The sequence below is a fragment of the Enterovibrio norvegicus FF-33 genome, assembly GCF_000286835.2.
Lineage (GTDB): Bacteria > Pseudomonadota > Gammaproteobacteria > Enterobacterales > Vibrionaceae > Enterovibrio > Enterovibrio norvegicus_A.
The window spans coordinates 3,025,648-3,046,276 of the sequence record NZ_AJYD02000038.1; the positions used below are offsets into that span (position 1 = coordinate 3,025,648).

Genomic DNA, 20,629 nt, shown 5'->3' on the forward strand with positions numbered 1-20,629 from the left:
GCCGCTCCTTAAACCAGATTGAGCTCAACAAGGATACGCTCGGCAATGCGATCTAGAGGCAGGTCTTCCGTTGAAATCCCTGCTTTCGCGACTGCTTGCGGCATACCATAGACAACACAGCTGTCTTCGTCTTGTGCCCAAACGGTTGAACCTTGTTGTTTCAGCATTCTAGCACCGTCTCGACCATCAGCACCCATTCCGGTGAGTACCATAGACAGCACTTTATCGCCGTACACGTTTGCAGCTGAACCGAATGTCACATCGACACACGGTTTGTAATTCATACGATCGCCACCATCGATGATTTTGACACGCGTTGAACCTGGACGTCCATCAATCATCATCTGCATGCCGCCTGGGGCAAGATAAGCCGTACCGGCTTTAAGCGGCTCGCCATCTTGCGCTTCTTTCACTGAAATTTCACACAGACCATTTAGACGCTGCGCAAAGGCCGCAGTAAACGTGGATGGCATATGCTGAATCAAAAGAATTGGCATTGGGAAATTCGCGGGTAAAGCACTGAGCACTTTTTGCAGAGCTACAGGGCCCCCCGTCGACGTGCCAATCGCTGTAAGCTGATACCGCTTACCCGTGGCTTTGAATCGCCCCCCCGTTGACGCTGAGCGCGCAACGGGTGCAGTGTTAGGTGTCGAGCCCGCTAAGGGTCTAGTCGAAGCAGGCCTAGCAATTGAGCTGGGCGAAGTGGCCGTGCTTGTCGAAGATGTCACCGGGGTTGAAGTTACCGCTGGACGACGCATGAACGATCGCTTACGCGCTATTTCGCTCACACGTTGCTGCAACAAACCCACCGCTTCATCTCTATTGCGCGCGATGTCTTCAAATTTTTTCGGCAGGAAGTCGAGTGCACCCGCATCCAGTGCATCAAGCGTTGCTTTGGCGCCATCATGCGTCAGTGACGAGAACATCAAAATTGGCGTTGGATTGGTCCGCATGATCTCACGAACTGCGGTAATCCCGTCCATCACCGGCATTTCGATGTCCATCGTAATTACATCGGGTTTTAGCTTAGCGGCTTTTTCAACAGCCTCTTTACCATTGACTGCACAGTCAATAACCTCAAGACGAGGATCCCCGTTAATAATTTCACTCACTCGGCGGCGGAAAAAGCTCGAGTCATCCACCACCAGTACTTTCACTGCCATGTTATTCCTTTAAATTATTATCGGCTAGCGTAGCGCTTGAGCAGATTAGGCACATCAAGAATCAATGCAATGTGACCATCACTGGTAATCGTTGCACCTGCCATTCCTGGCGTTCCTTGCAACAATTCATCCAACGGTTTTATAACCACTTCTTCTTGTCCAATCAAGGAGTCGACAACGAACGCAACCGACTGATGCCCCATCTGAACAACAACAACATGACCGCTGTCTCTGACCTCTGCGCGCGTCTTACATAGCCAATCTTGGAGATAGAACAATGGAATTGCTTTTTCACGAACAATGATGGTTAACTGACCGTCAATCGTATTGGTTCTCGATAAATCCAAGCCAATGATTTCATTAACATTAGAAAGCGGGAATGCAAACGGATTGTTACCAATACCGACCATCAACGTTGGCAAAATAGCCAGTGTGAGTGGCACTTTGATTGAAATGACAGTACCACGGCCTAAGGCCGAGTCGATGGAGATCGTGCCGTTAAGTTGGGTAATGGCGGTTTTCACTACATCCATGCCCACGCCTCGGCCGGAGATATCTGAAATCTCGACTTTGGTTGAAAAGCCCGGCGCAAAAATCAGGTTGAACGCTTCGACATCCGTCAAACGTGCTGCCGCGTCAGCGTCCAACACGCCACGATTAACTGCGATTTCACGAAGTTTTTCAGCATCCATACCGCCACCATCATCTTCGATGGTTAGCAGAATATGATCGCCTTCTTGAGATGCCGCCAGTGTGACCGTACCTACTCGAGGTTTACCGTTTTGCTCGCGAACATCGGGCATTTCAATCCCGTGATCAACCGAGTTACGCACCAAGTGGACCATTGGGTCGGCCAGTGCTTCAACCAGGTTTTTATCAAGATCAGTTTCTTCACCGCGCATTTCCAGCACGATGTCTTTTTTGAGAGTACGAGCCAAATCGCGAACAACGCGGGGGAAACGACCAAACACCTTTTTAATCGGTTGCATGCGGGTTTGCATCACTGCACCCTGCAAATCAGCCGTCACGACGTCGAGATTTGTCACCGCTTTTGCCATGTGCTCGTCGTCGCTATTAGCGCCCAAACTCACCAAACGGTTTCGCACCAGTACCAACTCACCCACCATGTTCATAATGGTGTCGAGCGTTGACGTGTTAACACGAACGGTTTGCTCTGGCTGTGGAACCGGCGTTTTTTTCTCTTCAGCTTTAGCTGGTGGCTTTGCTACTGGTGCTGGCGGCTTCGCCGCTGGCGCTTCTGCTTTTGGAGCAGGAGGTGGAGCAGGTGCTGCTTTTGGTGCTGCAGCAGCAGGTGCGGGTTTGTCATTAGACACTGCATTTTCGATAGGGCTTTTGCCCTTACCGTGCAAATCGTCTAATAGTTTTTCGAATTCATCATCACTGATTTCATCACTGCTTGGACTTTCTACCGCTGAATTTTGAGGCGGCGGAGAAGTATGTGAATTGTCACTACCAAGGTCTGGGCCTTTACCTGCACCGTGTAAGTCATCCAATAATTTATCGAATTCATCATCGGTCATGTCGCCACTGTCCGACGAGGCAGAAGGGGCGGCAGGCTCTGCATTACCCACCGTTGGCGATTGGCCTTTTCCATGAAGCTGATCAAGCAAGCGGTCAAACTCATCGTCGGTGATTTCATCAACAGAGTCGCCCGCAATCGCATCGCCGCCAGATGGCGTTTCGACGATTTCAGGTTCGGGTTCTGGCTCGGGTTCTGGCTCGGGTGCAACAGCTTCAGTCGCTTCGTCTTCAGAAGCTGGTCTGCTGTATTTGTGCAATGCAGCCAACAGTTCTGGATTAGCGGCTGGTGCTGGCTCACTTTGTTGAACACAAGCAAACTGTTCATTAACAGTATCAAGCGCTTGAAGGATGATATCCATCACTTCTGCGTTTATTTCACGGCCACCATTGCGGAGGTTATCAAAGATGTTTTCGGCACCGTGGCAGGTATCTACCAGCTCAGTGAGTGACAAAAAGCCTGCACCACCTTTAACCGTGTGAAACCCACGGAAAATTGCGTTCAACAAATTGCGGTCTTCTGGCGTTTTTTCCAGATCCACAAGCTGTTCAGACAATAGTTCCAGAATTTCCCCTGCTTCGATCAAAAAGTCCTGCAGGATTTCTTCATCCATTTCAAAGCTCATAACGCCCCCCTAAAAGCCAAGACTTGAAAGTAAATCGTCCACATCATCCTGACTCTGCATCACATTTTTCTCTTGACGCTGTTCCTCAGTGACGACGGGACCTTCAGCCTCGATGCCAGATTGTTGTACTGTTTCTGGTTCTATTTGTTCCTGTTCATCATCCAACCCAAATGCTGTCAGGATTTCGACCAGTTGTTTTTCGACTTCTTGAACCAAATCTATAACGCGACGAATAACTTGCCCCGTAATATCTTGGAAATCTTGCGCCATCAAAATCTCAGTCAGTTGACTGTGTAATTTGGTGGTATCGCCTTCGACCTGTGTCAGCAAACCATCGATCTGATGACACAACTCTTTGAAATTTAAGAGGTCAATCCGCCCTCCCATGAGATTATTCCACTGAGGTCTAACCTGAGAGAGACAATCTTGAAGGTTATCGGCGATAGGTAACGTCGCTTCCACTGCATCCATGGTTCGGTTTGCAGCGATTTCCGTTTTTTCCATAACAAAGTTAAGGCGATCTTTTGCATCAGGAATCTCGCTAGTAGCGAGATCATTGACGCGCGGATCCAAGCGAAAATTAGAGAGCGAATCGTGCAGTTGCCGTGTCAGTTTCCCAACCTCATTGAAGAGCGGATTACGCGGGTCGCCGGTCAATTTGGCCAACAACTCGTTCGCGCCTTCCTGATTCCCTTCTTCTAGCAAACTGACCAATTCTTTAGCTTGGTCGAGTGTTATCATTATTTTAATAATCCTTCACTGCGCGAAGAAGCAAATCACATGCGTTCGAAAATCTTGTCCAGCTTCTCTTTCAGCGTGGCTGCAGTGAATGGCTTAACAATATAGCCATTAACGCCCGCTTGAGCCGCTTCTACGATTTGTTCACGCTTGGCTTCGGCTGTGATCATCAATACTGGCAAATGCTTAAGATCAGCATCAGCACGAATATTTTTGAGCAGATCGATGCCCTGCATTCCCGGCATGTTCCAGTCAGTGACGACAAATTCAATACCACCTTTTTTGAGAATAGGCAGTGCTGTTAAGCCGTCATCTGCTTCAACGGTGTTGTTGAAACCCAGATCACGAAGGAGATTTTTAACTATACGTCTCATTGTTGAGAAATCATCAACAATGAGGATTTTCATATTTGTATCCAAAGTTGCCTCCGGTGAGGTCCCTTATAATTATAAAAACTTACTTTGACCAAGCAGTTAGCTTGGTCCGTAACCGCTGCATTGCCTGATTTTGAATCTGGCAAACTCGGGATTCACTGACCCCGATAATGGCACCAATCTCCTTGAGGTTAAGTTCCTCGTCGTAATAGAGAGAGAGTACCAAAGCTTCTCTTTCAGGGAGTCCTTTGATGGCTTTAGCTAGGTGCGCCTTAAAGCTATCTTCTGCGACTTCCTCAAAGGGAAGGTTCTCTTCGCGATGCTTTTCTGTCACGAAAGCATCTTCTGAAACGCCTAGATCTTCGATACCAATTAGTCGCCCAGCATTGATATCATTTTGGATCTGATAATACTGGTCAAGGCTCATACCCAAACGTTTCGCAATTTCTTTGTCGTTAGGATCTCGTCCTAACTCGCCTTCCAGTTGCGAAATGACCTCGCTGATCTGGCGGTTGTTTCTGTGCACAGAGCGTGGAACCCAGTCACCTTTTCGGATGTCATCTAACATGGCACCACGAATTCGGATCCCGGCGTAGGTTTCAAAACTCGCCCCTTTTGAGGCGTCATAGTTTTGTTGCGCTTCTAACAGGCCAATCATGCCCGCCTGAATCAAATCATCAACCTGCACATTAGGGGGCAAACGAGAAACCAGATGATGAGCAATACGCTTTACTAGCGTTGAATATTGCTCAAACACTGTTTCCGTTGAGGCTCCTGTCCTGCTGTAGGTGAGCGCTCTATTCACCGAGATAGTCTCCTGCCGCTTCATCGCGTACAAGAAGTCTCTCGACAAAGAACTCCAAATGCCCACCTGGGTTTCGAGGTACTGGCCAGGTCAGCGCTTTGTTCGCAAGTGCATTCAAAGCGAGGGCTGCAGGCGATTGAGGAAACGCATCCACAACCACTTTTTGCTTCTTCACAGACTGTCGCACCCGTTCATCTAATGGAACACATGCTACTAATTCTAGATTAGCATTTAAAAATCTTTCTGTTACACGCGTTAATTTTGTAAATAAATCGCGACCTTCTCGATAACTGCGCACCATATTGGCCACAATTTTGAAGCGAGTAACGCCATGTTCACGGCTTAACAGCTTGATTAATGCGTAGGCATCAGTGATGGATGTTGGCTCATCACACACCACAATCAATACATCTTGTGCCGCTCGTGAAAAGCTAAGCACCATGTCAGAAATACCCGCTGCCGTATCGACAAGCAGTACATCCACCTCTTCATCCAAAGTACCAAAGGCACGAATAAGGCCAGCGTGTTGCGCCGTTGATAGCTCTGTCATGCCTCGCATTCCCGATGACGCAGGAATAATCTTTAAGCCATGAGGCCCTTCTACAATAATGTCTTTAAGGTCACAGACACCTTGCATAACGTGGCTTAGGTTTTTACCAACACGTATTCCCAAAAGCACATCAATATTCGCCAAACCCAAGTCAGCATCCAACACCATGACTTTTTTACCTTGCTTCGCCATTGCCATGCCGATACCCAAGGTAATATTGGTTTTGCCCACGCCACCCTTGCCACCCGTTACGGTGATCACTTTGGTGCGAGTCGGGTTTGTCATACGGCGGAGGCCGCTTGCTTGATCATGCATGGTTGTCTCAATCATAAAAGTCCGCCGCATTCGACTCTGGTACATCATGACTCCAGAAATGGTTTTGCTGCTCTGAATCTTGATCCATTAGTTCACTTGCCCTGTTGACAAGGTATCTTCCACTGGCATGACGAATGTCTTCTGGCACTCGTTGCCCGTCAGCAAGATAAGTCACTGGAAGCGCATTTTCGATGGTCACGCTCAGTAGCTCCCCTAGGCTGAGAGATTCATCCAATTTTGTCAGCACACACCCTGATAGGGGAATACGTCGAAAATGGTCAATGGTCTCTTGTAACACGCGACGCTGTGAGGTGGCGGGTAAGACAAGTAAGCTTCGGATATGTGAACCACTACTTTGGATCAGAGTATCAAGTTGTTCTGAGAGCCTCAGATCACGCTGGCCCATGCCTGCGGTATCCAAAAGGATCAGTCGACGATGACGTAACTGATACAGAATATCGGCCAGTGTGTCTGCATCTTTAGCAACTTTTACCGGACAGCCTAAAATTCTGCCGTAAGTCGCAAGTTGCTCGTGTGCGCCGATACGAAATGTATCTGTTGTCACCAGTGCTATTTCTTCTGGGCCGAAGTCCATTGCCGCCCTTGCCGCAAGTTTCGCGATCGTGGTGGTTTTCCCTACGCCTGTAGGCCCTAAAAGAGCAATGACGCCACCGGTTTCCAATAGGTTTTCGCTTGAAGTAATCACTTGATCTGCCACAAGTTCTAGCAACTCTGACCACGCTTCATTCGGTGCGGTATCTTCCGGAATATACCCTGCTAACTGGTCAGCCAGCACGGGTGAAATCCCCATTTTTTCGAGTCGTTTGATTAACATGGCGCGAAGCGGCTCTTTACGCTCAACTTCTTGCCACATTAAGCCTGATAATTGGTGTTCCAGCAGGCTCCGAATTGTTGCCATTTCTTTACGCATCGATTCCATTTCGTCCGGTTGTCGAGGCGCTGGCTTACGTAATTCTTTGCGAGTGTCGTCAAGACGATTTTCCTGACGCGCACCGGTTCTTGGGTCACGGCGCTCCATGTCGTCACGTTTTTGACGATACAGGCGATCGAGTTCCTGACCTTTGGCTTGCTGCTTGTTTCGAGCCGTTGTTGAGCTATAGCCTTGACCACCTGCATTGCCATTTTGAGCATTGCCTTTTTGAGCATTGTTGCCTTGAACACCATTGGGGCGACGAAGTGGCTGCTGCGCCGCACCGTAAGCAGCTTCTGTTTCACGGCGACGTATATCACTCTGACGAGCAAGCAATGCACTGAGTGAATCAACTTCTGGTTCAGGCTCTTCAAGGCGTTCATTGTCTGGCAGTTGTGACTGATAGCGGTCCAGCAAGCTTGAAAACTTGCTACCAAGAGCACCACCTAATGGCTTTCTGGACGCCTCTTTGTTGATGTCACGACGAAGATGGACTTTGTCGTCAGCAACGCGACGAGGCTGTTGAGCGCGATCCATACTCTGTGCCATTTGTGTTTTTGCGGCTTCTTTGCGCACATCACGAGTTGGCGTTTCAGTATCAACAGCCGCCACGATTTCGACACCGCCGGTCACTTTCTTGTTCGACATGATGACCGCATCTGCGCCGAGTGCTTCTTTCACTTCGGCTAATGCTGTACGCATGTCTTTGGCAAAAAATCGTTTAATTTTCAAAATCGTTGTCCTGATTTACTGATGCACGGCATCAGTTGCCAACCGCTCTTACAATTCTTATTTGTTTTTCGTCTGGCACTTCCTGATAAGACAGAACGCGCAATGACGGAATCGTGTTCTTAACAAACTTGGCTAAGGTGGAGCGAAGAACGCCTGAGGTTAGCAAAACTGCGGGTTCACCCTGAAGTTCCTGCTGCTGCGTTGCCTCTGACAAGCTTTGCTGCAATCGCTCAGCAAGCCCTGGTTCTATACCTGTGGACTCGCCACCTGATGCCTGCATAGTTTTATGCAATATCTGTTCCAACTCAGGAACCAACGTAATCACTGGCAACTCAGGCTCTATACCATTGATTTCTTGTACGATTAATCGCTTGAGTGAAATGCGCACTGCGGCCGTCAAAATGTCAGGATCTTGACTCTTCGGCGCGTACTCAGAGAGTGTCTGAATAATGGTTCTAACGTCACGAATAGGAATGGCTTCATTAAGCAAGTTCTGCATCACTTTCACGACCGCCCCCAGCGACACAAGGTCGGGGATCAACCCTTCAACCAAACGAGGCGCCTGCTTGGCCAGCATGTCGATAAGATTTTGTGCTTCTTCGTGACCCAACAAACGCTCTGCGTTGTTAGTCAGCATCTGACTTAAATGTGTCGCGAGTACCGTGGCGGAATCAACCACGGTATAACCCAGCGCTTGCGCATGCTCACGCTGAGATTTATCAATCCAAACCGCTTCAAGGTTGAATGCAGGGTCAACCGTCGGTTCGCCTTCAATCGGGCCAAAGACTTGCCCTGGGTTAATCGCCAACTCTTTGTCAGGTCGAATATCGGCTTCACCGACAGCCACGCCCATCAAGGTAATACGGTAACTGTTAGGTGGCAGTTCGAGGTTATCGCGAATATGTACAGGGGGTATGAGAAAACCAAAATCCTGCGACAGCTTTTTACGCACGCCTTTCACACGGTCGAGTAGCTCACCACCTTGGTCTCGGTCAACCATAGGAATTAAGCGATAGCCTACTTCTAAGCCAATAACATCAACGGGTTGTACGTCATCCCACGACAACTCTTTCGGTTTAGGTTTGACCAAATCTTGTTTAGGCGTTTCTTCTGCCGCCTTCTTAGCATTGTCACGCTGCTGCGTTTTCCAATACGCAAAACCACCGCAAACCAGTGCCAACGACAGGAAAGGAAAATGTGGCATACCTGGCACCACGCCCATCACGGTCAAAATTCCCGTCGCGATGATCAGTGCTTTAGGGTTTTCAACAAGCTGGAACACCACTTGTTGTCCCATGTCTTCGTCTGTGTTTTGACGCGTCACCATGATAGCGGCGCCAATAGAGAGCAAAAGTGATGGGATTTGTGCGACGAGGCCATCACCGATGGTCAGCAGCGTATAGATTTCAATGGCATCGGAGAAGCTGACGTTATGCTGAACCATGCCAATCGACAAGCCGCCGATGATATTGATCGCCAGAATCAAAATACCTGCGATAGCATCGCCTTTTACGAATTTCGACGCACCGTCCATCGAACCGTAGAAGTCAGCTTCTTTTGTGACTTCCGAACGACGCGTACGCGCTTGGTCTTGGTTGATCAATCCAGCATTCAAATCGGCATCAATCGCCATTTGTTTACCTGGCAATGCGTCCAAGGTAAAGCGGGCGCTCACTTCGGAAATACGGCCAGCACCTTTGGTAACAACCATGAAGTTGATAATCATCAAAATCAGGAAGACAACGAGGCCAACAGCGTAGTTGCCACCAATCACCACCGAACCAAAAGCGTCAATAACCTGACCCGCAGCACCCGGTCCTTCATGACCGTGCAACAAGACCACTCGCGTTGACGCAACGTTCAGCGCCAAGCGCAGCAATGTGGCGATAAGAAGTACGGTTGGAAACGCAGCGAAATCGAGAGGTCTACGGGTGTAAATGGTCACCAGCAGGACAACAAGCGACAAGGCGATATTGAAAGAGAAGAACATGTCGAGCAAGAAAGCGGGAACGGGTAAAATCACCATCGCCAACGCTGAGAGCACCAATATCGGCGCACCCACTGCAGGCATGACGCCAAGCTTGAACGGGAGTTTTTCTTGCACCTTATTGATGTACGGCAACGAAAGCTTCATGGGTCGTTTGTTGTCTCAGGCTAAATCACTAATTACTACTAAGCAAAAAACGAACCATCTTTTTTAGGCTTTAATATCAACATACTGCTAAAAATCGTGCGCATTTCAACCAATTAACGACGTAATTCTGTCGGTATAGGGAGTTGTTGGTCCGCCAACGACGTCGGTTTACGTCCACGCCCCTTTTGATACTGCTTTAGCTGGAACACGTAAGCCAGCAATTGCGCCACCGCCGCGAACAAACCGTCAGGAATTTGGTCTTCCAGTTCCGTGCTGTAATACACTGCACGCGCCAACGGAGGCGCAGGGACAATGCTAATGTCATACTGTGCGGCAACTTCTCGAATTTTAATCGCCATAAAATCCGAACCTTTGGCGACCACGACTGGGGCACGGTCTATTTTACTGTCATAGCGAAGGGCGACCGAATAGTGCTCTGGGTTGGTGATCACCACGTCAGCAGACGGGACTTCCGCCATCATGCGGCGCTGTGCCATTTCACGTTGGAGCATACGAATACGCCCTTTAACCTCAGGTTTACCTTCGGTATCTTTGTATTCATCTTTAATTTCTTGTTTCGTCATTTTTAGCTGATCGTTGTGCTGCCAAATCTGGAACGGCACATCAATCGCGACAACGACCAGTAAAGAACAGCAGATGAGAAGCACAAAATTCAGCAAGATATCTAGGGCGTGATACAAATTGGTGGGGAACATTTCAACGTTGAGCTGATAAAAATCACCAATACTGGACCACATCAGGTAAAACGCCACCCCAGCCACCAGCGCGACTTTCAAAATCGATTTGAGCAACTCCACCATACTCTGCATGCCAAACATGCGTTTTATCCCCTGAAGTGGGCTCATTTTGGAGAGTTTAGGCCTTGCTGCTTCCCAAGAGAACGACACCCCACCCAGTGCAGATGCGCCAATTAAGCCAGCAACGAACAACATCAGCAACACCTGAGCCAATGGCCAAGTGACGTGAAATATGGCGCCATAAATGATCCGTCCTAACAGGGTGACGTCAAAGATTTCCTCTCGCGACAGCGTAAAAAACTTACGCATGGTTTCCATCAGCGCTTCACCTACGCTTTCGCCAAACCACATGAGTGCGATGGCACCTATCACCAATACAGCGACTGATGCCAGTTCTCTTGAGCGCGGTACTTGACCTTTTTCTCGCGCCTGCTCACGCCTTCGGGGCGTGGCGTCTTCTGTGCGTTCTTGGCCTTCGTTTTCTGCCATTAGGCACCTCCACTCACATTACAGTCGAGACGAATCAAGTCACAGATGGCATTCACACCCGTATCCCAGTGGTTCAGATAATGCGGTAAGATCCCGCTGAGCAAATACATGCAAATCATCAAACCAACCAGCAAGGCAAAGGAAAATCCGAGCGAGAAAATGTTTAACTGAGGCGCGGCACGGGTCATCACACCAAAGGAAATGTTGACCGTCAGCAGGGCAATAATGCCCGCCAATGCCATGCCCAATGCCACGCTGAACATGATGCCAAACCAATCAGTCAGCGCCCGATAATCTGCAGATTGCAACGTTTCGCCAATGGGTAAGCTTTTGAAACTCATCACCACCAGACTCAGCATTTGTAAATGCCCATCGGTAGAAAGGAAAAGCATGGTTGCGATAAACAGGTAAAACTGCCCCAGTAAGGGCGTGTTTTGGCCGTTAGCGGGATCAACCATTGAAGCGAAGCCAAGACTCGACTGCATACCGATTATCTGACCAAGCAACACAAAGGTTTGCATCACATATTGGGTAATCGTACCCATCGCGATGCCAATCAGTAGTTGTTGAGCCAACACCAAAAAACCACCAAAAGAGACTAGCTCTACGGTGTCTGGAATACGGGGAATGGCAGGCATCACAGCAAAAGTAATCGCAAGTGATAGATACAAACGTACGCGCACCGGAACAAAACGCGCACCAAAGAACGTCATGGTCATCATCATGGCGGAGATGCGTGTCAACGGCCAAAAGAACTGGGCCATCCACTCAAGAATAATGTGCGCGGGATATTCCATGCTGAATGCTCAGTCAGTAAAGCAGCGTGGGGATTTCTTCCACCAAACGGATGAAATACTCCATCAGCATTCGTGTCATCCAGTGACCAAACACCATCATAGCAACTAGCGTTGCAATCAGACGCGGCAGGAAACTCAAGGTTTGCTCATTGATTGAGGTGGCGGCTTGGAACACAGCCACGATTAAACCCACGATAAGACCCGGAATAATGATGGCGCAGACCATGACAAGTATCAGGTACAACGCATCTTGAAACAGCTCAACAAACGCTTCTGGTGCCATAACGAACTCCTACCCAAAACTGCCGGCTAATGTGGACAAGATGAGGTTCCACCCATCCACCAGCACAAACAGCATGAGCTTAAACGGCAAGGACACAATCATGGGTGATAGCATCATCATACCCATCGCCATCAACACAGATGCCACAACCAGATCGATGATCAAAAAAGGAAGGAATAACATAAACCCGATCTGGAATGCGGTTTTCAGCTCTGACGTGATGAACGCAGGGATCAACACTGTCATTGGGACTTGCTCAGTCTCTGTGGCATCAGAGCCGGACATACTCACAAAGGTTTCTAAGTCTTTCACTCGCGTTTGCTTGAGCATGAACTCTCTCAGCGGGATCTGCACAAGGTCAAATGCTTCGCGGGAACTAATTTCTTCATTGAGGTATGGCTGAACGGCAGTGACATTCATTCGGTCGATAACAGGTGACATCACAAAAAAGGTGAGGAACATGGCGATACCAATGATGACCTGATTCGACGGTGTTTGTTGCAAGCCCATGGCCTGACGCAATATCGACATCACCACCACAATACGGGTAAATGAGGTCATCAAAATCACAATCGCTGGTAAGAATCCAAGCGCTGTCATGAGCGCCAGAATTTGCAGCGTCACCGAATAGTCTTCTCCCCCATCGGGATTGACCGTCATGGTCAGCGCTGGAATACCACCGCCTCCATTGGTGGCTTGCATCATTGAGGCTTCACCGGCCTCACTGATCAGGGTTTCTGTCACCGTTTCAGTCGCGGGGGCAGGCTCTTCTTGCGCGAACGCATACGGTGTGACAATAAAACAACAAAGCGCCAGAAAAATGGCACTGACAGATTTAAGACGCATCATTTTTTCTCAGAATTTGATTAAGTTGAGAAGAAAAGGACGGACCTTGCTCTGGCGCAGCAATGGGCGTATCCAACGTTTTCAATAAAGTGATTTGATGCGGCGTGACCCCCACCAAGACTTGTTCACCGTTAACATCGAGCACAACAACACGCTCTTTTTGTCCAAGTGGTATTTGGCTAACGACCTTGAGCCCTGACTTAGCACCCATCAAAGAAGGAACTTGCATACGCTTAAGCACCCATGCCAAACCAAAAATCACACCGATCACCACCAGCAGAGCAACAAAGGTTGTCGCTAGATTTTGGCTGTTTGAGGTTGCTGCAAACGCGCTTGGCGTAAAAAGTAAACCCAATATAGTCAGTCGCAGGTGTGCCATTTTCTCTCTTCTTCACATTCGTTTTTTGAGCAATTTATCTGTTTAAGCAAAATTCAGGCCGAAAAAAAAGCACGCCACTAGGGGCGTGCTCTTTCTATGCATTTTTTATGGCATTCAGGGGACGTGCCAGTACGATCGCGATCGATTACCCGTTCGAATAAAAAACGGTTAGCGCAGTTTCTTGATACGCTCTGTCTGGCTGATCACATCCGTTAATCGAATACCAAACTTATCATTGACCACAACCACTTCGCCGTGGGCAATCAAGGTGCCATTCACCAATACATCCAGCGATTCACCGGCGAGGCGATCCAGCTCCACCACCGAACCTTGGTTCAATTGCAGCAAGTTACGAATATTGATATTGGTGCGCCCCACTTCCATAGAAATGGTGACAGGTATGTCGAGAATAGCGTCAAGCTTACGGGCTTCATCGGCATTAATTGGCGGAGCTTCATCTACCAATTCATCCAGTGGTGCCGTTTGAACGTCATCCCCACCTTCGACTTCTGCCTGTTCGGCAAGCGCCGCAGCCCAATCGTCTTCTACATCACTCATGATTATCTACCACATCGTGTTTGTCAGTGTTATTCATCGTGGTTAATTCTGCCGCTTTCAGCATGCTCAAAATCTGACATGTCTTCTTCCAACAGCACGATGTCGCTTTTCGCCACTTCAGGGCGTTTCAATTTTTCGCTAATTTTGATAGCAAGATTGTCGTTAGCTTGTCCCATTTTCCCGCGGAACGTCGGCAAATCTTCAACAAAAACGGTGCAGGCATCAGGCATTTTCACCGGAATGACATCCCCGACTTCCAATTCCATCAAATCACGTAAAGAGAGTTGGGTTTCCAGCAGCTTCGCTGTTAACTCCACTTCCACATCCATCACTTCATCTTGCAATGCTTTTGACCAACGAAGGTCCGTATCCATCTTGTCACTTTGGATACCTGCATCAAGTAATTCACGTATCGGCTCCACCATGGAATACGGCATAACCACGTGGAAATCACCACCGCCACCATCCAATTCAATGTGGAAGGAGCTTACAACAATCACTTCTGTTGGGCTCACAATGTTCGCCATTGCTGGGTTTACTTCGGAGTCGAGATACTCAAACTCCACTTTCATCACTGGCGCCCACGCGTCTTTGTAATCTTCAAATACCAGTTTCAACAGCATTTGAATCACTCGACGCTCCGTGGGTGTAAACTCACGGCCTTCGATACGGGCGTGGAATCGACCATCACCGCCGAAGAAATTCTCCACCAAGATAAACACCAGTCTCGCTTCCATGGTCACTAACGACGTGCCTTTAAGCGGACGGAAGCGCACCATGTTCAAACTGGTGGGAACAAACAAGGTGTTTTGGTATTCACCAAACTTCACCATCTGAACGCCGTTAATCGACACTTCAGCACTTTTACGCAGCATGTTGAACAAGCTGATCCGCATATGTCGCGCGAAACGCTCGTTAATCAGCTCCAGTGTGGGCATTCGCCCACGGACAATGCGGTCTTGCGATGAGAAGTCGAAGTTGGAAGCAGAAGCAATATCGCCTCCACCACTCGCTTCGGGTTCATCATCTTCTACATCGTCCACACCATGGAGAAGCGCATCAATTTCGTCTTGACTGAGTAGATCGGTCACATTGCACCTATTGCATTACAAAGCCAGTAAACAACACCCGCTCAACCACAGTTTTGCCGGTGACTTTTTCCATTGCAGCCTGAACAGTGTCGACTGCTTGTTTTCGGACTTCCACTTGTCCTTGCGGCGTACGAAGTTGTTCCACGGTTGCAGCCCCAAATGTCGTCAGGAGACTGTGCTCAACCAGAGGCAAATTCTGTTTCGCCATTGTTTCATTTCTATCGCCACGCACCATCAATTGGACATTCACTTGCACCAATCTCTGTTGCATGTCTCCTGTCACGTTGAACACAAACGGCTGCTGCAAGGTGACATAAATTGCCTGAAGATTCACCGGTTCGGCTTCTTCAATCACGATATCTTCTTGTGCCGCGCTGTTATCTCCTCCCATGAGGAATAAAAAAGCACCAGCACCACCGCCTAACAACACCAATACCGCGACGATAATAATAATCAGTTTCTTTTTACCACCACCACCACCGCCTGCTTCGATATCTTCGTCTGCCATGACTCACCTCATTTTTCGGTTTAATCGAATTTCAATCTCAATACATGCAAATCATAAATGCTACATTAAGCATAATAGTCAATGCTGTCTTTTGATGAGTTGACGTACAGCTCATGGTTGGTACTGGAGCGGTCAAGTTCATGATCGCCATCGCCGCGACCAAAACCCGATGATTCACTTTGTCTACCCTGCCCACCTTGGCCATCACCTTGTTGGGTTTGGCTTCCAGCAAAGGATTGACGCCCGCCTGTATCTTGCTGCTGCACCGAAGACTGTGAAAGTTGCAAACCTTGCTGTTGCATCATTTCACGAAGACGTGGCATGGATTGCTCTACCAATTCTCTTGCGGCTTGGTTGGCAACCGTAAACTGTACGGATGCCTGATCTTGATTCATTGATAGTTTAATCTGCATCCGGCCAAGTTCGGGCGGATCTAAACGAATATCAACATGTTTGAGGTTCTTCGACAACATGACGTTGACGCGTTCTGACAAAGCGTTGGCTGCATCACCTTGATTCTGGCTCATCTGCAACGGGCTCTGTGCAACGGTGGTGTCCAATCGCGCTGCCGTGGTCGAACTTTGATTACCAAAGCTTGATGCTAACTGCTGGGCCAATTGTTCGGTTTTTACATCAGTGCCCGGTCGGGTTGTTTCTGTCAGCGCTTTTGCCGATGCCGCTTCTAACGCTGCGCTGCTTGCGTTCAATTTCGGTTGACCATCACTAACCGCAGCAGGTGTCCACGGAATCGCAGCGAACGCGGACATTGCAGTAGCTTGCGCTGCTGGAGGATTCACTGCTGCATGCACCGCTGACGCAGTTTGGGTCATGTTCGCTTGTGCTTGGGTGGACAAGCCTCGGGCGTTTAACTCATTCATCAAAGCACTGGGTTCGCCATCGGCTGCCAGCGGAGAAGCGAGTCCAGATTGCGAAGCCAGGGCTTGAGCGCGAAGCATCGCGTCTTGCTGACTTTTAGGCAGTGACTCAAACGCAACACCGGCTTTTGCCAACATTTCAGGGGTGATTTCACCCTCGGCATCGGCTACTACAGCCTGTGTCGCTGTGTCGCTAATCTGTGTCTGCGTTAATGGCGATGGCACCTGCACCATTTCTGCTGAAAGTAACACAGCGCGTTCAGCGTCCGATAACGTTTCAGCACTTGCCGCTGCTAATATGGCAGGAGCCACTGTTTCGGCTGACTCGCTCATGCCACCCAATCCAGAAACGAGGGCTGCTTGTTGCTCACCAAGAAGTGCGCCTGAGGCACCATTCTCGGTGATGGTTTTATCAGTCAAAGCAGGTTTTTCAGCATCTGACAGCAACGCTCTGGTTAAAACAGGCTGTCCTGCCTCGGTCATCGCAGCTTGCTGAGATAACAAGGCTGGGTTTTCTTCAACAGATAGTTTTTCATTTTTTGTCAACACGACGCTTTGCTTTGTCAGCAACGCAGAATCGACGGCAAGTTCAGTATCACTCTCAGACGGCAACTTTTTGCCAGACGCTAATTTATCTCGCTCATAGACCGGAACGGCTACGCCATCATCGGTCACTATGGCTTCACCTTGTAGCGCTTGACTGGATTCGTTAAGACGCTGCAACAAGGCCTCACCGTCTTGCTTGGCTAGCTGTTGCGGGGCGGATTTTCCACCCTCTGCATTTTTGGCATCACTTTTAAGTGCCAATGCTGCATCTTCACTGTCTTTGCTCGTCGAAAGAGAAGGCTTTCCTTCACTGGCTGATAGGCCTTCAGCGTCAAGGTTTTCTCCCTTATGCGCCAAGTTTTCGGCATCTTCTCCGTCGGCAAGCGTCATGGATTTTAGCAAGGCATCACTGATGGCTTCTTCGCTTGCGGCATCACCTTCAGTTAAAGCGGCGTCGCTGGCTAGTTCAGTTGTTGCGTCGCCATCACCGGAAACCAACTGAGCAAGTTGAGCGAAAAATCCTTCACCTTCACTTTCAGAGACTTCGGGAGACAAAACGCCTTTGCCTTCGACTAGGGCTGCTTTATTGTTAGAAACGCCTGAGAGTAAGAAACTGGTTTGGCTCATAGTGATCCCGCTTCAGAAACTTTGTCGTTAAAGGGCAGTCTGTGTAGGCTGACCATTCGTTACAGGATTTGAAGCAATTATCAGGCCAAGTGCCTAGAAACGGCTTTTTTGGCGGGCAAAAGCAAGGGTAGCAAACTCATCCATCTGTTTTTGATCCAGACGCTCAGCCCGCATTTTTTCTTCCTTGAGGCGTTTTTCAATCAACCATTCTATCGAGCGCGTTTTCTGTCGACATTGCTGCCAATGTTCACGACAGCGCTCAACATTGTCTTCAAACTCACTTGCCGCCTGGCGTTGTTTCGCCAATGTCTCATCAAGCTGAACGATAAAGCGGTTGAGGTGACCATAACTGCTAGCACTTAGCCCTTGCCGACCACGATCGGACATCTGACGAAAATATTCTAGGCGGTAATGTTCAATCTGCTCAACTTGCACGTAGTATCCCTGCAATTCTTGCTGAGCGGCAACCAAAATCAAATGCGCTTGATGCTCCGTGTTTTTGGCCTGTTCAAGTAACAAATTCATGGCGTTAGAAGACATATATCACCTACTGCAAAGAAGAACGTAACATGTTGACGCACATGTCATAGGGCACCACTTCTTTCATGCCTTGTTGTAGGTAGCCATCAAGTCTTGGTTTCAATGTGAAGGCCTGATCAATACCTTGATCAGTACCTGGTTTATACGCGCCAATAGAAACCAAATCCTGATTTTTACGACAAACGGAGAGAATTTGCCGCACGGCACGCGCCATTAGCATGTGCTCGTCGTTAACAATATTGGGCATTACGCGACTGACGGAGCGTTCGACATCGATTGCAGGGTAATGCCCCGCATCCGCCATTTCTCGAGACAGCACGATGTGACCATCCAAAATCGCGCGCGCCGCATCGGCGATGGGATCCTGCAAATCATCACCTTCGGTTAGCACGGTAAAAAATGCGGTAATAGAGCCTTGCCCTTCATCACCATTACCGGCGCGTTCTACCAGCGCGGGCAATTTAGCAAACACAGATGGCGGATAGCCTTTGGTGGCAGGTGGCTCACCGACAGACAGCGCAATCTCACGCTGCGCCTGCGCAAAACGGGTCAAGGAGTCCATTAGCAGCAACACATCTAACCCTTGATCACGGAAATATTCAGCGATAGTCAGTGCAGTTTGGCAGCCCTTTAAACGCATGAGTGGGGATGCATCCGCAGGGGCGGCAATCACGACAGAACGTGCACGACCTTCAACGCCAAGGATTTCATCAATAAATTCTTTAACTTCTCGGCCACGTTCGCCAATCAAGCCAACCACGACAACTTGTGCCGTCGTGCCTCGGGTCATCATGCCCAGCGTAACAGATTTACCTACACCAGAACCGGCAAACAAGCCGATACGCTGACCTTTACCCACGGTCAACAGACCGTTAATGGCTTTAATACCCACATCTAGAGGTGTATCGATAGGTTTTCTGGCAAGAGGGTTTATCGTTGCTGGCGTAAACGATGCAGTTTGCCCGGTAAAAATGTCACCCAGACTGTCAAGTGGATTGCCGACACCATCAATGACACGTCCCAGAAGCTCAAAACCTACGGGGATGCCCTGCTCTTCTGACATCGGCGTGACGCGTGCTCCCGGCATCACCCCAAAGATTTGTTCACTGGGCATCAAGTAGAGTGTATCACCCGAAAAACCAACCACTTCCGCTTCAATGTTGCCATTGAGGGTTTCCACTTTACACAAGCTGCCGACTGGCGCGCGGCAACCAATGGCTTCAAGCGTCAACCCGACAACACGCACTAACTTGCCTGAGGCAACGGGGCGCATAGACAGGTTATCAAGCGTTAAGGCTTCGAGCTTTTCAGACAGGCTGGCCATCATGTTCTCCGGCATCACCTGTTGGGGTAGTTTGGTCTAACGTGGTTTCTTGTTCTTCTGATGTTTGCGATTCATGCGTTGAATCATCAACATTATTTGGGTCAACGTCATGCTGGTCAACACTGCTCTGCTCAACATGGCTTGTTTCAGTCACGTCATCATGTTCAGCGAAAACGGCTTGTTCAGACTCTGGTGGCTCAACTTTATCCACACCGAGCATGACATCAACATAGCCTTCCGGCGCATTCGGTTCACGGGAGAGGTTTTGGCCAACAAAACGCGCCAAAATTTGTTTGATACGATCTTCTATGCGGTAATCCACCACGGAGTCTCCGCACGCGACCTGAATATCTCCACGATTTAACGCAGGCTCAGCAATCAATCGCCATTCGCGATCGCGCAAAGACGCTTCGCTGTGCGCGGCGGTCACCACATCCATATCGTCTGGATGCAAATAAATGGAGATTTGACGTCCAGTCATTGGCAACGCGTTCACCGCTTCACGCAAGGTGTTTAAAATCATTTGGGGATTAGTCACCACTTCCGTTTGAATAACGGCTTTTGCAAGGTGCATGACCATATCCACGACTTGTTGCTGCACTTGGTGGTCAATTTGTACCAGAGGAAATGCCAGTTTTTCGAGCATGGCGTCAAGATGCTGACAACGCTCTTGTATCAGTAACTGCCCTTCTGTCAGCCCTTGCTGATACCCTTCTTCTTTGCCTTGCTCGAATCCTGCTGTTTTACCTTCTTCGAAGCCAGCTTCTCGGCCTTCTTCAAATCCAGCCGATCGCCCCTCTTCCATGCCTTCATCGACCGCAGACTGTCGGATACCTTCCAACGCATCCGCAGTGAGCATGGTGAGTTCAATCTCAGGCTCTTGATCTTCATCAACGGGCTCTGGTGGCTCCCAACTTGGATCATAGTTGAGCGCAGTATCTTTCGGCGCAGCAACCGCACTTCCATAGCTAGGAATCGACCAACGTTCTAAGGCGTTATCTTGCTCCTCAGTGGCACGAATGTACCCACGACGACGATCTAAGCTCATGCTACACCTTTACTTTTCATCTGTGTTTCAACTGGCGTATGCCATTTCTCTAC

Annotated in this window: 20 protein-coding genes; all 20 read right to left on the reverse strand. The window is 49.0% G+C overall.

Going from position 1 to position 20,629, the window contains the following annotated elements; genetic code table 11:
- Positions 1 to 8 precede the first annotated feature (8 nt).
- Positions 9 to 1,163 carry a protein-glutamate methylesterase/protein-glutamine glutaminase gene (locus A1OO_RS21445; RefSeq protein WP_016960150.1) on the reverse strand — a complete coding sequence of 385 codons (1,155 nt, stop codon included), beginning with the start codon at positions 1,161 to 1,163 and terminating at the stop codon, positions 9 to 11.
- Between the two features lie 17 nt (positions 1,164 to 1,180).
- Positions 1,181 to 3,328 carry a chemotaxis protein CheA gene (locus A1OO_RS21450; protein ID WP_017004400.1) on the reverse strand — a complete coding sequence of 716 codons (2,148 nt, stop codon included), beginning with the start codon at positions 3,326 to 3,328 and terminating at the stop codon, positions 1,181 to 1,183.
- A 9-nt stretch (positions 3,329 to 3,337) separates the two neighbouring features.
- A complete protein-coding gene (locus A1OO_RS21455; protein WP_016960148.1) occupies positions 3,338 to 4,069 on the reverse strand; it encodes a protein phosphatase CheZ in 732 nt (243 codons plus the stop codon).
- 35 nt (positions 4,070 to 4,104) lie between these two features.
- Positions 4,105 to 4,473 carry a chemotaxis response regulator CheY gene (gene cheY / locus A1OO_RS21460; protein ID WP_016960147.1) on the reverse strand — a complete coding sequence of 123 codons (369 nt, stop codon included), beginning with the start codon at positions 4,471 to 4,473 and terminating at the stop codon, positions 4,105 to 4,107.
- Between the two features lie 49 nt (positions 4,474 to 4,522).
- Positions 4,523 to 5,245 (reverse strand): RNA polymerase sigma factor FliA, encoded by a 723-nt coding sequence (locus A1OO_RS21465; RefSeq protein ID WP_026023987.1) that lies wholly within the window; start codon positions 5,243 to 5,245, stop codon positions 4,523 to 4,525.
- On the reverse strand, positions 5,238 to 6,125 hold the full coding sequence (locus A1OO_RS21470; protein WP_016960145.1) for a MinD/ParA family protein: 888 nt from the start codon (positions 6,123 to 6,125) through the stop codon (positions 5,238 to 5,240). The genes A1OO_RS21465 and A1OO_RS21470 overlap by 8 nt, the downstream gene beginning before the upstream one ends.
- Entirely contained in the window at positions 6,118 to 7,773 is a 1,656-nt protein-coding gene (gene flhF / locus A1OO_RS21475; RefSeq protein ID WP_017004401.1) for a flagellar biosynthesis protein FlhF, read from the reverse strand. Before flhF ends, A1OO_RS21470 begins: the two co-directional genes overlap by 8 nt.
- Positions 7,774 to 7,804: 31 nt before the next feature.
- A complete protein-coding gene (flhA, locus tag A1OO_RS21480; protein ID WP_017004402.1) occupies positions 7,805 to 9,907 on the reverse strand; it encodes a flagellar biosynthesis protein FlhA in 2,103 nt (700 codons plus the stop codon).
- A 113-nt stretch (positions 9,908 to 10,020) separates the two neighbouring features.
- Positions 10,021 to 11,154, reverse strand: a complete 1,134-nt coding sequence (gene flhB / locus A1OO_RS21485; protein WP_017004403.1) for a flagellar biosynthesis protein FlhB — start codon at positions 11,152 to 11,154, stop codon at positions 10,021 to 10,023.
- On the reverse strand, positions 11,154 to 11,951 hold the full coding sequence (fliR, locus tag A1OO_RS21490; RefSeq protein ID WP_016960141.1) for a flagellar biosynthetic protein FliR: 798 nt from the start codon (positions 11,949 to 11,951) through the stop codon (positions 11,154 to 11,156). Before fliR ends, flhB begins: the two co-directional genes overlap by 1 nt.
- Before the next feature lie 13 nt (positions 11,952 to 11,964).
- On the reverse strand, positions 11,965 to 12,234 hold the full coding sequence (fliQ, locus tag A1OO_RS21495) for a flagellar biosynthesis protein FliQ (RefSeq protein WP_016960140.1): 270 nt from the start codon (positions 12,232 to 12,234) through the stop codon (positions 11,965 to 11,967).
- A 9-nt stretch (positions 12,235 to 12,243) separates the two neighbouring features.
- Positions 12,244 to 13,080, reverse strand: a complete 837-nt coding sequence (gene fliP, locus A1OO_RS21500; RefSeq protein ID WP_017006211.1) for a flagellar type III secretion system pore protein FliP — start codon at positions 13,078 to 13,080, stop codon at positions 12,244 to 12,246.
- Entirely contained in the window at positions 13,070 to 13,459 is a 390-nt protein-coding gene (gene fliO, locus A1OO_RS21505; RefSeq protein WP_017004404.1) for a flagellar biosynthetic protein FliO, read from the reverse strand. Before fliO ends, fliP begins: the two co-directional genes overlap by 11 nt.
- Positions 13,460 to 13,627: 168 nt before the next feature.
- Positions 13,628 to 14,017, reverse strand: coding sequence for a flagellar motor switch protein FliN (gene fliN / locus A1OO_RS21510; RefSeq protein WP_016960137.1), 390 nt, complete (start codon positions 14,015 to 14,017; stop codon positions 13,628 to 13,630).
- A 29-nt stretch (positions 14,018 to 14,046) separates the two neighbouring features.
- Positions 14,047 to 15,108 carry a flagellar motor switch protein FliM gene (gene fliM, locus A1OO_RS21515; RefSeq protein ID WP_016960136.1) on the reverse strand — a complete coding sequence of 354 codons (1,062 nt, stop codon included), beginning with the start codon at positions 15,106 to 15,108 and terminating at the stop codon, positions 14,047 to 14,049.
- Positions 15,109 to 15,115: 7 nt separating this feature from the next.
- Complete coding sequence (gene fliL, locus A1OO_RS21520; RefSeq protein ID WP_016960135.1) at positions 15,116 to 15,616, reverse strand: flagellar basal body-associated protein FliL; 501 nt, start codon at positions 15,614 to 15,616, stop codon at positions 15,116 to 15,118.
- Positions 15,617 to 15,681: 65 nt separating this feature from the next.
- A complete protein-coding gene (locus tag A1OO_RS21525) occupies positions 15,682 to 17,664 on the reverse strand; it encodes a flagellar hook-length control protein FliK (protein WP_017004405.1) in 1,983 nt (660 codons plus the stop codon).
- Between the two features lie 93 nt (positions 17,665 to 17,757).
- On the reverse strand, positions 17,758 to 18,204 hold the full coding sequence (fliJ, locus tag A1OO_RS21530; RefSeq protein WP_017004406.1) for a flagellar export protein FliJ: 447 nt from the start codon (positions 18,202 to 18,204) through the stop codon (positions 17,758 to 17,760).
- Between the two features lie 7 nt (positions 18,205 to 18,211).
- Positions 18,212 to 19,528: a flagellar protein export ATPase FliI gene (gene fliI / locus A1OO_RS21535; RefSeq protein WP_017004407.1), complete on the reverse strand. Its 1,317-nt coding sequence runs from the start codon at positions 19,526 to 19,528 to the stop codon at positions 18,212 to 18,214.
- A complete protein-coding gene (fliH, locus tag A1OO_RS21540) occupies positions 19,512 to 20,576 on the reverse strand; it encodes a flagellar assembly protein FliH (protein WP_017004408.1) in 1,065 nt (354 codons plus the stop codon). Before fliH ends, fliI begins: the two co-directional genes overlap by 17 nt.
- Positions 20,577 to 20,629: the final 53 nt, after the last annotated feature.

Bases quoted from the DNA above. Each gene is read 5' to 3' on its own strand.
- A1OO_RS21445 (WP_016960150.1), bottom strand. From the start codon at position 1,163: ATGGCAGTGAAAGTACTGGTGGTGGATGACTCGAGCTTTTTCCGCCGC.
- A1OO_RS21450 (WP_017004400.1), bottom strand. From the start codon at position 3,328: ATGAGCTTTGAAATGGATGAAGAAATCCTGCAGGACTTTTTGATCGAA.
- A1OO_RS21455 (WP_016960148.1), bottom strand. From the start codon at position 4,069: ATGATAACACTCGACCAAGCTAAAGAATTGGTCAGTTTGCTAGAAGAA.
- cheY (WP_016960147.1), bottom strand. From the start codon at position 4,473: ATGAAAATCCTCATTGTTGATGATTTCTCAACAATGAGACGTATAGTT.
- A1OO_RS21470 (WP_016960145.1), bottom strand. From the start codon at position 6,125: ATGATTGAGACAACCATGCATGATCAAGCAAGCGGCCTCCGCCGTATG.
- flhA (WP_017004402.1), bottom strand. From the start codon at position 9,907: ATGAAGCTTTCGTTGCCGTACATCAATAAGGTGCAAGAAAAACTCCCG.
- flhB (WP_017004403.1), bottom strand. From the start codon at position 11,154: ATGGCAGAAAACGAAGGCCAAGAACGCACAGAAGACGCCACGCCCCGA.
- fliR (WP_016960141.1), bottom strand. From the start codon at position 11,951: ATGGAATATCCCGCGCACATTATTCTTGAGTGGATGGCCCAGTTCTTT.
- fliQ (WP_016960140.1), bottom strand. From the start codon at position 12,234: ATGGCACCAGAAGCGTTTGTTGAGCTGTTTCAAGATGCGTTGTACCTG.
- fliP (WP_017006211.1), bottom strand. From the start codon at position 13,080: ATGCGTCTTAAATCTGTCAGTGCCATTTTTCTGGCGCTTTGTTGTTTT.
- fliO (WP_017004404.1), bottom strand. From the start codon at position 13,459: ATGGCACACCTGCGACTGACTATATTGGGTTTACTTTTTACGCCAAGC.
- fliN (WP_016960137.1), bottom strand. From the start codon at position 14,017: ATGAGTGATGTAGAAGACGATTGGGCTGCGGCGCTTGCCGAACAGGCA.
- fliL (WP_016960135.1), bottom strand. From the start codon at position 15,616: ATGGCAGACGAAGATATCGAAGCAGGCGGTGGTGGTGGTGGTAAAAAG.
- A1OO_RS21525 (WP_017004405.1), bottom strand. From the start codon at position 17,664: ATGAGCCAAACCAGTTTCTTACTCTCAGGCGTTTCTAACAATAAAGCA.
- fliJ (WP_017004406.1), bottom strand. From the start codon at position 18,204: ATGTCTTCTAACGCCATGAATTTGTTACTTGAACAGGCCAAAAACACG.
- fliI (WP_017004407.1), bottom strand. From the start codon at position 19,528: ATGGCCAGCCTGTCTGAAAAGCTCGAAGCCTTAACGCTTGATAACCTG.
- fliH (WP_017004408.1), bottom strand. From the start codon at position 20,576: ATGAGCTTAGATCGTCGTCGTGGGTACATTCGTGCCACTGAGGAGCAA.